Here is a 12,698-nt window from a genome sequence, read left to right on the forward strand (position 1 = left end):
TATTATTTGCCATAACGCAACAGAAAACAATACAAATAGTAACAAGGCTGTACTATTTCAAGCGTGCATATTCGCCATGTCATAGCGATTTTATATGAGAACATTACAGGCTTATAACAAAGTAACCCCACCTGGTGTCAAAAATATTTCGTCAGAAATGTATTGATCGATAAGTTATCAATATGCACTGCATCACAAACCCGCAAAAAAACTAAATATCATAAATTGGCTGTTAATTTCTGGAATTGTTGCTACTCCTCCAGACTACTAATACTTGAGCCTGGCCTGCCTGTACAGGCAGAGCGTGGAAAGCTGACTGAACAGGTTTTTCACCTAATTATAAGGCTCATAACAATGACTATATCCTCTGTATCCTCTGTGCTCACGACAAAAGATAAAATGGGTTACGGCATCGGTGATGCCGCCAGTTCAATGGTGTGGCAAACCGCCACCTTGTTCCTCGCCTACTTTTACACAGATGTGTTTGGGTTACCGGCCGCCATTATGGGGACGATGTTTTTGGTGGTTCGTCTGGCCGATGCCTTTGTCGATCCCTGTATCGGCGCGCTGGTCGATCGCACCCGAACCAAGCACGGTCGTTTTCGGCCCTGGCTGATGTGGTTTGCGATTCCGTTTGGCGTCAGTTGTCTCATTACCTTTTATGTTCCGGATGTCGGCCCCACGGCGAAGATCGTCTATGCCTGTGTCACTTACACGATTCTCAGCTTTATTTACTCTGCGGTAAATGTCCCTTACTGCGCCATGCCCGGTGCACTGACGCTCGATCCCCGCGAACGCCATTCTTTGCAATCCTGGCGGTTTGCCTGCGCGTTTATCGGCGGGCTGGTGGTGACCGTCATCGGGCTGCCGCTGGTGGATCTGTTAGGTCAGGGTGACAAGGCAAAAGGCTACCTTTTTGCCATGGGCTTTATGGGGTTCTTAGGGGTGGTTTTAATCTACTGCTGCTTCTTTATGACCCGGGAACGTTATTTACCCCGCAGTGACAGCGCAAACTCGATGTGGTCCGACCTCAAGGCGCTGAGTAAAAACAGCCAGTGGTGCATCATTGTTATTTTTAACATCCTGCTGCTCACGGCGGTGGTAACCCGTGGCTCCTCCACCATTTATTACATGAACTACGTTTTATTGCGTCCTGACCTCGTATTCACTTTTATAATTACCGGCATGATAGCGGCATTGTGCGGGGCCTTTTTTTCAGAGCGGTTATTGGGAAAATTTGATCGCGTGCGCACTTATCAGATTTGCCTTGCCAGTTTTGTTTTTTTTGTCACCACGATTTATTTTATTCCGCCTTCTCAGGTCTGGCTGATCATTGCCGTGAATATTGTTTTTGGTTTTGTTCAGAACCTGACCACGCCCATTCAATGGAACATGTTCTCGGATGTGGTGGACTTTGAAGAACAGCGCAGCGGAAGACGACTGGACGGCCTCGTATTTTCAACGGCGCTGTTTGCCATCAAATTTGGCCTTGCCATGGGCGGGGCTGTCGTGGGCTGGATTCTGGGACTGGTTCATTACCAGCCCGGCGTGGCCGCACAAACACCTCGCGTCATCACCACCATCAACCTGATGCACAACATTATTCCCGGCGTTCTGTTTACCTGCATGTTGCTACTGCTTTTTCTCTACAAACTGAACAGCGCTCGGGTGAATGCTATCGCCCTTGAGCTGGCTGCGAAGCGCGCCGCTGAAGAGAAAATGGACGCCAGCAAGACTATCTGAAATCTGCATAAAGGAGTGAAACATGACTGCAATCTATAAGGATCCTCATCGTCCGGTCGCTGAACGCGTCGCGGATCTGCTGCCGCGCATGACGGCGGAAGAAAAGTTCGCGCAGATGCATGCTTACTGGCTCATTCTGGATGAAGAGGGCAATCACCAGGAACGCACAGATTTAAGCGATGAGTTTACTGGCGTCAGTGCCCAGACAGCACTGAAAGAAAGATTAACCCGCGGTATAGGTCAGATTACCCGTCCGCTGGGAACGCATATCGTTGACGCGCTGACTGGCGTTCGGGCGGCGAATCGCCTGCAGCGCGACGTGACTGAAGGCTCACGCCTGGGCATCCCGGCGCTGCTGCATGAAGAGTGCCTGGTCGGTTTACTCTGCAAAGGCGCCACGTTGTTTCCCTCATCGCTCAACTATGGATCGACCTGGGATCCTGAACTCATCAGGCGGGCGGCACAGCGCATTGGCACAGAGGCGCGTTCTGTTGGCTGTAAGCAGGGGCTGGCGCCGGTACTGGATGTGTCCCGCGATGTCCGCTGGGGCCGGACAGAAGAAACCTTCGGGGAAGATCCCTGGCTGGTGGGCGTTATGGCCACCGCCTACGTCGAGGGCCTGCAGGGTGACACGCGCGATCTGTTAGCCACGCTGAAGCACTACGTCGGCCACTCATTCAGTGAGGGCGCCCGTAATCACGCGCCGGTACACCTGGGTTTCAGCGAGTTAAACGATATCTTCTTACTGCCGTTTGAAATGGCGGTCAAGCTGGCGAATGCGGGTTCAGTCATGCCGGCATACCATGACATCGATAATCAACCCGGCCACAGCGATCGTTTTTTACTGACGGAGGTCTTGCGGGAGCAGTGGGGATTCGACGGCATTGTCGTCGCTGACTACGGCGGCGTCAGCCTGCTTCATCAGCATCATGGCGTGGCGCAGGATGCGGCAGAATCTGCCGCGCTGGCTTTTAACGCCGGGCTGGACGTCGAACTGCCCAAAGATGACTGCGCTCGCCATCTGGCGGACGCCGTATCACGTAATCTGCTGTCGATGGAGAAGGTGGATGAAATTGTTGGCCGCATCTTAACCGAAAAGTTTCGTCTGGGCCTGTTCGAGCAGCCCTACATTAATGAAGAGACGATTTCACTGCAGGACGAGGAAACCCGTCAGGTCGCCCGGGAGGTTGCCACGCGGTCGATCACGCTACTGGAAAACAACGGCATTCTGCCGCTGCAACAAACCAGTCGCGTTGCGGTTGTGGGCCCCTGTGCAGACGATCCACTCGCGCTACTGAGTGGCTACAGTTTTCCTGTTCACCTGATCATTAGCGATATGCTGGAGGAAACCTCGCAGGTAACGACGCCCCTCGCCGCGCTGCGCCATACGCTGGGGCAGCAAAACGTCAGCTATGCCAAAGGCTGCCATATTATTGAGAAACGCGCGGCAGGCGCTCCCGTTTTCCCCGGAGACAGCGGGGCGAAACCTGTGCAGCAGTCGCCTGTTTCACAGGATACGCATCTTATTGCGGAGGCGGTTCGCGTGGCACAAGAAAGCGATGTCGTTGTTGCCTGCGTAGGCGATCTGGCGGGCCTGTTCCAGAGCGGCACCGTAGGAGAAGGTTCTGATACCGACAGCCTGAATCTGCCAGGCGTGCAGCAGTTATTGCTGGAAGCCCTTGTGGCCACCGGAAAACCGGTGATCGTGGTCATGACCGGTGGGCGACCTTATAACCTGCAGGGCCTGGAGAACAAGGTCGCCGCCTTTCTGCTGGCCTGGGCGCCGGGACAGGAGGGCGGCTGGGCGATAGCGGATATCCTCACCGGCCGCGCAGAGCCGCAGGGCCGCCTGGTGGTGAGCGTTCCGAAGAACGTCGGTGCGATGCCGTTCTATTACAACCACAAACTGAAAAGCGGCGGCACGCCAATCGCCTTCCATTTTGGCGCACGCTATCCGTTTGGCTACGGTCTGAGCGGGACAACGTTTAGTTGGGGGACGCTCCAGTCCGAGCAGGACAGCGTCGCTATTGACAGCGAAATCCGCCTCAGAATGACGCTGACCAATAGCGGCCAACGGCAGGGCAGTGAAGTGGTTCAGCTTTATATCCGGGACAAGGTCGCCAGCATGGTGCGCCCGCTCCAGGAGCTCAAAGCTTTTCAGCGCGTCACGTTACAACCGGGTGAAACGGCTGAGCTGTGCTTTACGCTCCCCGTCGATATGCTCAACTTTACCCGTCGCGATGGCAAGCGCATTGTTGAGCCGGGCGAGTTTGAGCTGCAGGTCGGATCGTCCTGTCGCGATATTCATGGCGTCAGCACGGTAACGGTAAGAGGCGAAACGCGTGTTCTGCCTTGCCACTGGCGCATGTTAAGCGACTGCAAGGTCAATATCATCTGATGCCTTAACCCTGTCCATTGAGAGATGGACAGGGGCAACCCTTGCGTTTTTGCAGCGTGAAGATCAGCGCGCTGCGCTTAACGCTTTCGTCAGATAATGACGTTGCATGCCCGGTTGAGGGAAATCCGTTAACGACATCTGTCGGGCATAACCCTGCTTCTGGTAGAAGGGAAGTGCCTGGAAACTAAAGGTATCCACCAGGGCACTGTGGCAACCCGCCGTGACAGCATCCTGTTCGGCTGCATGAACCAGCTGCTGGCCAAGGCCTGAACCGCGCACGGATTCACTCACCCAGAGAAACTCAATACAAAGCCAGTGCCCTTTTTGGCTACCAATCAGTCCGCCCAGCAATTTTCCCTGCGGATCACGACAAAATACCGCCAGCGGCCCCCATGTCGAAGTATCGATGAACGCGTTGTTATAGGCGCGTAGCCCGGCCAGTAAATCCTGCTTATCGTTCTCGGTGTAAGACCGCGTGACGGCCAGAGGAAAGTTACATTTGGTCATTATACCTCCAAAATATCCGCTATCGGGGATAATTAAGTTATCAGGCGAAAGAGCAGCAAGTCTGATAATATCCTCTAACGGGGATAAATCCTCACTTATCAGGGAGCATACCGCATGATTTACAGTCCCCGCCAGTTGGCGAATCAGGTCAGGCTATTGCGGCAGCAAAACGGCTGGACCCAGGTCGAACTGGCGAAAAAAGTGGGCCTGAAACAGGCAACCCTGTCTCACTTCGAAAATGCCCCGGATACAACCTCACTGGCAACGTTGTTCAAAATCTTACAGGCGCTCGATCTTGCTCTGTCGCTTCATGAAAACAGCGCATCCTCAGCCCCGGCTGAGGATGCCTGGTAATGGCAAAGCTCATTGCCTGGATAAACGGCGAGCGTACGGGAACGCTGACGCTGCATCACAACGGCGCGCTGCATTTCCAGTATGACGCCAACTGGCTTCAGCATCCGCTTGCCAGACCTCTCTCGCTTTCGTTGCCCTTACAGCGCGCCGCGATGCATTCTGAGAAAGTCGTGCACTTTTTCGAAAACCTTCTATTTCCCAGTACGTTGATCGAAAAGGATTTTTACCCGACTCACCCGATAAAATCCTGTGAGGTGTTTGCAACATTGCAGAAAGTGGGACACACATTACCCGGGGCGCTCAGTCTGCTGCCGGCAAAGCGGCAGCCCGTCGCGCCGGACCAGGCAACGCACAGCGTCTTCAGCCCCGCCGATGAGGCACAGCAGTTCGATATCGATAATGCGTATCTGTGTCTGTCCCTGGCCCGGGAGCTGACTATCCCGGTGCCGGATGCCGTGTTAGTTCATGAGAACGGCATCCGTAAATTGAGAACAGAACGATACGATCGCCGTTGGCGTCACGACGGACAACACCTTTATCATCTTCCTGAAGAAGACGTGTGTCAGGCGCTCGGCGTGCCGCTCTCTGGCCGCGATGAGCAGCAGGGCGGTCCGGGAATTGATGACATCATGGCCTTGCTGATGGGCTCAAGCTCCGCCATGAAAGACCGTGATGATCTGATGCGCTGTCTGGTATTTCAGTGGCTGACGGGCATCACGCGCGTCAACGCTAAACATCTCTCGCTGCTGATTGCTCGCGGTGGCAGCTTCCGGCTCGCGCCTTTTAAGCATCTTCTTTCCGCCTGCCCGGGCCTTTCTCTGCGCACAACAGACAGACAGGATTTCCAGCTGGCGATGGGCGTGACAGGCCCTGAGGGCAAACAGCATCACATTGACGCGATTGGGCCCGCGCATTTTCTTGCCCTTGCGGGGAGCGTGGGGTTCAGTCAGGCAGCGATGCGGCAGATACTCGCGGCCTTTGTTCCGGGCTTGCCTGCCGCGATTGTTAAGGTGCGGGACAGCCTGCCCGATGATTATCCCCTGACGCTCGCCGATGCGGTTTTCAGCCACGCAATGATGATGCTGGAAAGGGTGCGCCAGGCGATCTGAGGTTAATGGCCTTCTGGTGCCCGGCGCCAGGGTTTTACTGCAACATAGTTAAGATGGCCGACTACGCCGCCTTTGCCGCCATCCCGGGGATGATTATTGCCATCGGTGACGGGCACGGAGGCGAAATCGAAAGGCGAAACGCCCGTCAGACAGGCGGCATTCACGCCGTACTGTTCAGGATTGGACCGGCTTTGATGAAACGTGTAGATGCCACAAATGGAACAGAAGTAGTGGACTGCCTCACCCGAATTAAAACGGTACTCGCTTAGCGTCTCTTTGCCTTTCACCACCTCAAGCCCCGAGACGGGCGCAAACACCACGACCGCGCCGCGCATACGGCAGAAAGAGCAGTTACAGCGCCGGGCCGTGTTCAGGCCATCCAGCAGTTTTACGTTAAACGCTACAGCGCCACAGTGGCACTGAGCCGATGTCGCATCAGACATGATTTGCTCCTTTTTTCATCCTGCAACCTCTGGGGAGGTGACAGGGATGAAGCGTTGGTGGCACAGGTAAAACAGGGGATCCCGGCTGGTATTGTGACGGGTTAAGGTCAAAGACACCAGACGGGATCCCGCAGCCTACAGATTTTTCTTCAGCATCCTGCGTTTGGTGCGCTGATGAGGGCCGTTCTGCAAGTCAGCGTTGAGTTCAACGGGCACTATTGACGGGATAACGCGGCAGGCGGTACTTGCGCCACAGCGGCGCCTGCTGTCCCGTTATGCCTGTATGAGCATACATTTTGCCTGGCAAAGCCTGACGAGATCCAGGAGACGCGTGAAGAAGGCCGTTACGACGGGTGGTGAAAGGGTGCAGAACGCGAGCGGGGAACACGCGGGCATCCTGACAAAAGAAAACGGCAGAGCCCGTGACGCGCTCTGCCGCAAACGCCCTTATCAGAACTCTTTTTGCCCGCCCAGTTCGATCACCCGGTTAGCCGGGATTCTGAACTGCTCATGTGCGCGTAGTGCATTGCGCTGGAAGAAGTGGAAGATAACGCCTTTGGCATGGGCCAGACCGCGGCGCTTTTTCATCACCAGCGTGTCGTGCGAGGTAAAAAACGACGCTTCATTTAACGTACAGCCAAAGCCTTCCAGCCCACAAAGATGCAGGACATCCTGCATCGACGGACGCTCATGCCAGCCATAGGTGGCCGTCACCTGCCAGAACGACGGGGACATCTGGCGCAACGCAATGCGCTGCTGATTGTGTACGCGGGGCAGATCGACCGTTTTGATATGCAGTAAGACAGTGCGCTCATGCAGTACCCGGTTATGTTTCAGGTTATGCAGCAGCGCCTGCGGAATTTCATACTCTTTACGCGTCAGGAAGATAGCCGTTCCCCCCACCCGCATCGGCGGAGAGGCTTCCAGGGAGCTAATCAGCGCTTTCAGCCGCACCGGATCGTCAGTGAGACGGCGGATAAGCCGGGAACGCTCACTGCTCCAGATAAGCATCAGCACCAGCATGGTCATCGCCAGCAGCACCGGCACCCAGCCGCCAGACAGGAGTTTCATCAGATTGGCGGCAAACAGCGGCACATCAATTAACAGCATGCAGAGCAGAAAAACCAACGCCACCGGCAATGGCCACTTCCAGTTTTTAAACGCCACAATACCGGCCAGACAGGCCGTCAGCACCATCGTGCCCGTCACCACAATACCGTAAGCGGATGAGAGCGCTGAGGACTGGCGGAAAGCCAGGATTACGACAGTTACCGCGGCAAACAGCAGCCAGTTTACGACCGGGATGTAGATTTGCCCTGATTCCGTAGCAGACGTAAAGATCACTCGCATCGGCGGCAGAAACCCCTGGCGAATGGCCTGATGCGTCAGCGTGTAAACGCCGCTGATGATTGACTGGGCAGCAATGACCGTGGCCAGGGTTGACAGGACAATCAGCGGGATCTGTGCCCAGACGGGCGCCAGAATATAAAACGGATTTTGCACGGCGCTGGGTTCGGCGAGCACCAGGGCGCCCTGACCAAAATAGTTCAGCACCAGAGCGGGCAGGGCAATGATCAACCAGGCCAGCCTGATGGGGGTTTTGCCCAGATGTCCCATATCCGCATACAGGGCTTCAGCACCGGTGACGGCCAGCACCACCATGCCGAGCGCGGCAAATGACAGGGCTTCATGATGAAGCAAAAAGGTCAGGGCAAAGGCCGGATTGAGCGCATGTAAAACGTGCGGATTCATGGCGATGCCGCGCACACCGAGTATCGCCAGGGTAATAAACCACACCAGCATGATCGGGCCAAAAACGCGGCTGACGCGCTCGGTGCCGTGCTTCTGGATCACAAAGAGTACCGCCAGTATGACCATGGCCAGCGGCACAATAAAGCGATCCAGCGCCGGGGCCACGACTTCAATCCCCTCAACGGCGGAAAGCACCGAGATTGCCGGGGTGATAATGCCGTCACCGTAAAAGAAGGCTCCTCCTGTGAGGCCTGCCAGTACGATGATGCGGCTGAGCCGCGCGCCGACATTTTGCCGGGCCAGGGACATCAGCGTCAGTATTCCGCCTTCGCCATCATGATCTGCACGCATGATAAAGATGACGTATTTCACCGTCACAATCAGCGTCAGTCCCCAGAATATCAGAGAAAGAAACCCCATGACCGCCTCTTCGGTCACCGCCCCAGAGGGAAGAATAGACAGACACTCTTTTAAGGTATAGAGCGGGCTGGTGCCGATATCACCAAATACGATCCCCGCTGCCGCCAGCATGCCTGCAGGAAGAGACTGTTTTTCAGACTGCGCCATTTAATATCCTGTTTTGCTTCACGTAATTATCCACCTTCGCCGGAAAGGTTATCCGGTCAGCGATCAGCACGAGATTACGCGGTTTAGCGTGAGTTAGGGAGTAGGTGGTTAAGTTATGAACTGCATTTTTACAGGTTTGTACCTTTTTTTTACGACATTTTTACACGACTGTCGATTAACTCAGCAGTTATTTCGCGCGAGAAGTGGCGTAAATCCGCCGTCACGACCAGGCTGTTTAAAACCGGTTTAGTCAGCGTGTTGCATTAAGCCAAATTATGTCTTTTGCTTTGTCAGCCATGCCGACCCGCGGCGTGAATGCGGCGAATGACAAGGCTGTGTCGCGGCGGAGACAGGGAAGCCAGCGCTATGCGGGTTTTTAACGCCTGGCCCGAACGAACGGAGAAGAACGTCCCGGCGTTAACAAAAAAATAAAAAAATTTTTAAAATAGTCCTTACTTATGATTAATTCGTTCGCGTTTGTTGCAGCGTTAATTTATTTCAAAAACGGCGGCATTAAACAACGGCGCAGCCGGTATATTCAGGCACAATTTTAAGCTGGCCTTAAGCGAAATTTTATTAATTAAACGCGCGCGCCATTTTGAATAAAGATTATTTCCCTCCTCTTAAATAAAAATTGACTTTCCTCCACCCATTAATTCCATTTGTATTTCCTGAGTCATAAAACCCTGCATCTTTATTTATGCATTCAACGGGCTAATGCTTTTTAACGGTAATGCCGCGTCCGCCCCCATTATTCAGCGGATTTACTATTCAGCGCATTAATGCTCATTCACGCCCTGTCGATATCTTTATGGCTAGCGCGCTTCAGCATAACGTAATGAATAACGAACATAGTATTCGGGGAATTTAATATGACTATTACTCAGCGGCTTTTCCTGACGTTTTCACTGCTCTCGGCATCGATGATTGCCATGGTGGTGATCGTCATCATGGTATTGAGCGGCTTCCAGTCGCGCTTTCAATACGTACAAACCAATACGCTGCCTTCACTGGTTGACCTGGATAAAATGGTCAATGGCAGTAACCGGCTTAACGTCTCGCTTTACCGACATTTGAGTGCAAAAGATCAAGGCAAACAGGCCGAGTTCGAAAAGGAAATAACAACGCGGCTGGATACCGTTAAAGCGCTGACTGAATTTTATTTGAAAAATGAAACCACTAACGATCAGGACATCAGGCTGAGTCAGCATGCCTTAGCGCTGATTAAGCAGATGGAAGACCGTTTGCCCGGTTTTATGGCGAATTCCCGTTTGCATGACGACGCTGCGCTGGCCGATCTGCAGGGCAATAGCGGGGTCGGGCAGTCTATTCGCGATTTAATTGAAAGTTACCAGAAACAGTTACAGTTTAATGTGGAGGTAGGGGCGGCATTTGAAAAAGATAACAACAAGGTTTACCGGCAAACGCTGGTGTGGTTAATTGCCGGTTCGGCCGCCATCATTCTGCTGCTGGGCGCGTTCTCCGTCAGAACGATTCTGGGGATCCGCAGGCACCTTAACGGTATGCGAATCACCATGGAACGTGCCAGCGAGCGACTGGATCTTACCCTGCGTGCGGATGACTCCCGTCAGGATGAAATTGGTCTTACGGCCAAAGCGTTTAACAACCTTATCGGGAATGTAGCCCACTCGCTGTCGTCCGTTGAACGTTCGGCCCATTCTGTCAGTTCTGCCACCTCGCAAATTTCGGCCGGCAACGAAGATCTCTCTTCACGCACCGAGCAGCAGGCGGCCTCGCTGGAACAGACGGCTGCCAGTATGTCAGAGCTGAGTGAAACCGTGCGCCAGACGGCTGAAAACACCCGACTGGCCAGCCAGCTGTCGAAAAACGCCCGGGACATTTCGGACGACAGCGCCACGAAAGTTCACACCATGCTCGGCACCATGACCGATATTAAACAGAGTTCTGAAAAAATCACCGCCATTATTAGCCTGATCGAAGGCGTGGCTTTCCAGACCAATATTCTGGCGCTCAACGCTGCCGTTGAAGCCGCCCGGGCTGGCGAGCAGGGACGAGGTTTTGCCGTTGTCGCCGGTGAGGTGCGTAACCTGGCGCAGCGTTCTTCGGCTTCAGCGCGCGAGATTAAAGAACTTATCGAATCCTCGATGCGCTATGTGGAAACCGGCGTTAATCAGGCTGAACAGGTGGGTGACAATATCGGACGAATGAAGGACGCGGTGCGACAGGTAACCGACCTCGTTGACGAAATTGCCGTTGCGTCTCAGGAGCAGTCATTGGGGATTGGTCAGGTGCATCAGGCCGTCAATCAGATGGATGACGTGACACAGCAGAATGCGGCGCTGGTGGAGGAAGCCTCATCGGCATCCCGCTCGCTCATGGATCAGGCCTCAGCACTGAATCAGCTCGTCGCCACGTTCGTGCTGACCGATGCCGCGCCTGTTGCCCAATCCAGCCCCGCACGGGTTTCTTCCGCCTTTGTTCAGGCTCGTGCGGCCTATGCTAAGCAGGAAGATAACTGGCAACGTTTTTAGGGTTGTGCGGCGGGTGGGGCGATAACACGGGATATAGGCATGCCATCGTCCCACCCGCTCAACCCGCCGCCCGAATGGCGTTATCCTGTCCTGCCACTGTAAAGCACCGGGCCGGTAGGCTGCCCGGTGGGTGAACCGCCCTGGGGCTCAAGGCTGACCGCAATCACCGCGTTTTTCAGCGTATCACGTGCGGCAAGTTTGAGCTGCGTGGTCTCCTGGACATTCAGCAGCCCCAACGAAACGGGCTGTTGACCGGCAGGGATGAGCCACAGTTGCAGGCTGTTGTTTGCGCCAATAGCGACCGGCTGCAACGGTGTTACACGCAGCTGCGTCAACGCCTTATCTGCACTGACCACCCATTGCCCCTGTTGCTCCGCGCCCCGCATTACGGTCAGCGGGGTAAAGTCGGGCGTCCTGATAACCTGATACGACACCAGCGTCAGCGCGGCAAGGGCAGCGGCAACCAGCCAGCCTACATAACCGCGCCTGACGCGCGGCGTTATCTTTGTCGGCAGACTTAACGTTATTTTTTTCCAGACGTATTCCGGTGGAATCTGAGGCATCAGACTGCGATCCAGTCCGGCAAGCAGGGTTTGCCATTTGGCTACCTGCTCAGTCAGTTCCGGCTCACTCTGCAGACGCTTCTGAAAGCGTAACCGCGCATTGCCGCGCAGCGTACCCAGCGCGTATTCCGCAGAGAGCGCGTCGTCACGTTGGCGTTTATTCATAGTCCGACACACTCCCGAAGGTGCGCCATCGCCCGGCGGATCCAGCTTTTCACCGATCCAACCGGCTGCTGGAGCCAGTGAGCAATATCGCCGTGGGACATGCCCTGATAGTAGGCCAGCGTGATGCTCTGGCGCTGCTCACTGCTGAGGTTTCCCAGACAGCGCTGTAAGCGTGCGGCTTGTGCATCATCCTGTCTGTTATGCAGTTCGTCATGTTCAGCGGCTAGTAGGTCATCGTTATGGGCTTCTTCCGCGCTGGCAAGGCGTGCCTGTCCGCTGCGGAGCCAGTCGATACACCGATTACGAACAATGTGGGTCATCCAGGTCAACGGGGAGCTCAGCGCGGCATTATAGGTTTCCGCCTTGCTCCAGATGGTGATGTAGCAATCATGCAGCACCTCCTCAGCCCAGGGGCGATGCTGCAACATGCGCAACGCGATGGCAAAAAGGTGAGGCGATGTCAGCCGGTAAAGTTGTTCAAATGCCTGACGATCGCCGTCGGCGATTGCCTGCATCAATTTCACCTGCTCCACTGCCTGCACCTTGTCCATAAGCGTCCCGAATGATCTGTTTCCGTTCGAGTA

10 protein-coding genes are annotated in these 12,698 nt (G+C 54.7%); 5 read left to right on the forward strand and 5 right to left on the reverse strand.

The genetic code is table 11. The annotated features are described in order from the left end of the window. Nucleotides 1–354: 354 nt before the first annotated feature. Nucleotides 355–1,743, forward strand: a complete 1,389-nt coding sequence (locus tag QLG08_RS04890; RefSeq protein WP_014605798.1) for an MFS transporter — start codon at nucleotides 355–357, stop codon at nucleotides 1,741–1,743. Nucleotides 1,744–1,765: 22 nt separating this feature from the next. Further along, entirely contained in the window at nucleotides 1,766–4,141 is a 2,376-nt protein-coding gene (locus QLG08_RS04895; RefSeq protein WP_238493366.1) for a glycoside hydrolase family 3 N-terminal domain-containing protein, read from the forward strand. Nucleotides 4,142–4,204: 63 nt separating this feature from the next. Here QLG08_RS04895 and QLG08_RS04900 read toward each other — a convergent pair whose 3' ends face one another. Further along, nucleotides 4,205–4,648 (reverse strand): GNAT family N-acetyltransferase, encoded by a 444-nt coding sequence (locus QLG08_RS04900; RefSeq protein WP_013025829.1) that lies wholly within the window; start codon nucleotides 4,646–4,648, stop codon nucleotides 4,205–4,207. A 114-nt stretch (nucleotides 4,649–4,762) separates the two neighbouring features. Between QLG08_RS04900 and hipB the strand changes: the two genes are divergently transcribed. Continuing rightward, nucleotides 4,763–5,002: a type II toxin-antitoxin system antitoxin HipB gene (gene hipB / locus QLG08_RS04905; RefSeq protein ID WP_013025828.1), complete on the forward strand. Its 240-nt coding sequence runs from the start codon at nucleotides 4,763–4,765 to the stop codon at nucleotides 5,000–5,002. Then, on the forward strand, nucleotides 5,002–6,111 hold the full coding sequence (locus QLG08_RS04910) for a HipA domain-containing protein (protein WP_238493365.1): 1,110 nt from the start codon (nucleotides 5,002–5,004) through the stop codon (nucleotides 6,109–6,111). The genes hipB and QLG08_RS04910 overlap by 1 nt, the downstream gene beginning before the upstream one ends. A 2-nt stretch (nucleotides 6,112–6,113) precedes the next feature. Here the strand turns inward: QLG08_RS04910 and QLG08_RS04915 are convergent, their stop codons facing one another. Both QLG08_RS04915 and kup read right to left on the reverse strand, forming a co-directional pair. Next, nucleotides 6,114–6,554, reverse strand: coding sequence for a GFA family protein (locus QLG08_RS04915; RefSeq protein ID WP_238493364.1), 441 nt, complete (start codon nucleotides 6,552–6,554; stop codon nucleotides 6,114–6,116). A 450-nt stretch (nucleotides 6,555–7,004) separates the two neighbouring features. Then, nucleotides 7,005–8,873: a low affinity potassium transporter Kup gene (gene kup / locus QLG08_RS04920; protein WP_013025825.1), complete on the reverse strand. Its 1,869-nt coding sequence runs from the start codon at nucleotides 8,871–8,873 to the stop codon at nucleotides 7,005–7,007. A gap of 872 nt (nucleotides 8,874–9,745) precedes the next feature. Between kup and QLG08_RS04925 the strand changes: the two genes are divergently transcribed. After that, on the forward strand, nucleotides 9,746–11,386 hold the full coding sequence (locus tag QLG08_RS04925) for a methyl-accepting chemotaxis protein (RefSeq protein ID WP_014593754.1): 1,641 nt from the start codon (nucleotides 9,746–9,748) through the stop codon (nucleotides 11,384–11,386). Nucleotides 11,387–11,466: 80 nt separating this feature from the next. Here QLG08_RS04925 and QLG08_RS04930 read toward each other — a convergent pair whose 3' ends face one another. Next, complete coding sequence (locus QLG08_RS04930) at nucleotides 11,467–12,114, reverse strand: anti-sigma factor (protein WP_014605805.1); 648 nt, start codon at nucleotides 12,112–12,114, stop codon at nucleotides 11,467–11,469. Next, complete coding sequence (locus QLG08_RS04935; protein WP_013025822.1) at nucleotides 12,111–12,665, reverse strand: sigma-70 family RNA polymerase sigma factor; 555 nt, start codon at nucleotides 12,663–12,665, stop codon at nucleotides 12,111–12,113. Before QLG08_RS04935 ends, QLG08_RS04930 begins: the two co-directional genes overlap by 4 nt. Nucleotides 12,666–12,698 lie beyond the last annotated feature (33 nt).

It is taken from the genome of Pantoea sp. V106_11 (assembly GCF_029967885.1).
Taxonomy (GTDB): Bacteria; Pseudomonadota; Gammaproteobacteria; order Enterobacterales; family Enterobacteriaceae; genus Pantoea; species Pantoea ananatis.

Coding starts and splice junctions, on each gene's coding strand:
- QLG08_RS04930 (WP_014605805.1), bottom strand. CDS start 12,114: ATGAATAAACGCCAACGTGACGACGCGCTCTCTGCGGAATACGCGCTG.
- QLG08_RS04900 (WP_013025829.1), bottom strand. CDS start 4,648: ATGACCAAATGTAACTTTCCTCTGGCCGTCACGCGGTCTTACACCGAG.
- QLG08_RS04935 (WP_013025822.1), bottom strand. CDS start 12,665: ATGGACAAGGTGCAGGCAGTGGAGCAGGTGAAATTGATGCAGGCAATC.
- QLG08_RS04915 (WP_238493364.1), bottom strand. CDS start 6,554: ATGTCTGATGCGACATCGGCTCAGTGCCACTGTGGCGCTGTAGCGTTT.
- QLG08_RS04910 (WP_238493365.1), top strand. CDS start 5,002: ATGGCAAAGCTCATTGCCTGGATAAACGGCGAGCGTACGGGAACGCTG.
- QLG08_RS04895 (WP_238493366.1), top strand. CDS start 1,766: ATGACTGCAATCTATAAGGATCCTCATCGTCCGGTCGCTGAACGCGTC.
- hipB (WP_013025828.1), top strand. CDS start 4,763: ATGATTTACAGTCCCCGCCAGTTGGCGAATCAGGTCAGGCTATTGCGG.
- QLG08_RS04890 (WP_014605798.1), top strand. CDS start 355: ATGACTATATCCTCTGTATCCTCTGTGCTCACGACAAAAGATAAAATG.
- kup (WP_013025825.1), bottom strand. CDS start 8,873: ATGGCGCAGTCTGAAAAACAGTCTCTTCCTGCAGGCATGCTGGCGGCA.
- QLG08_RS04925 (WP_014593754.1), top strand. CDS start 9,746: ATGACTATTACTCAGCGGCTTTTCCTGACGTTTTCACTGCTCTCGGCA.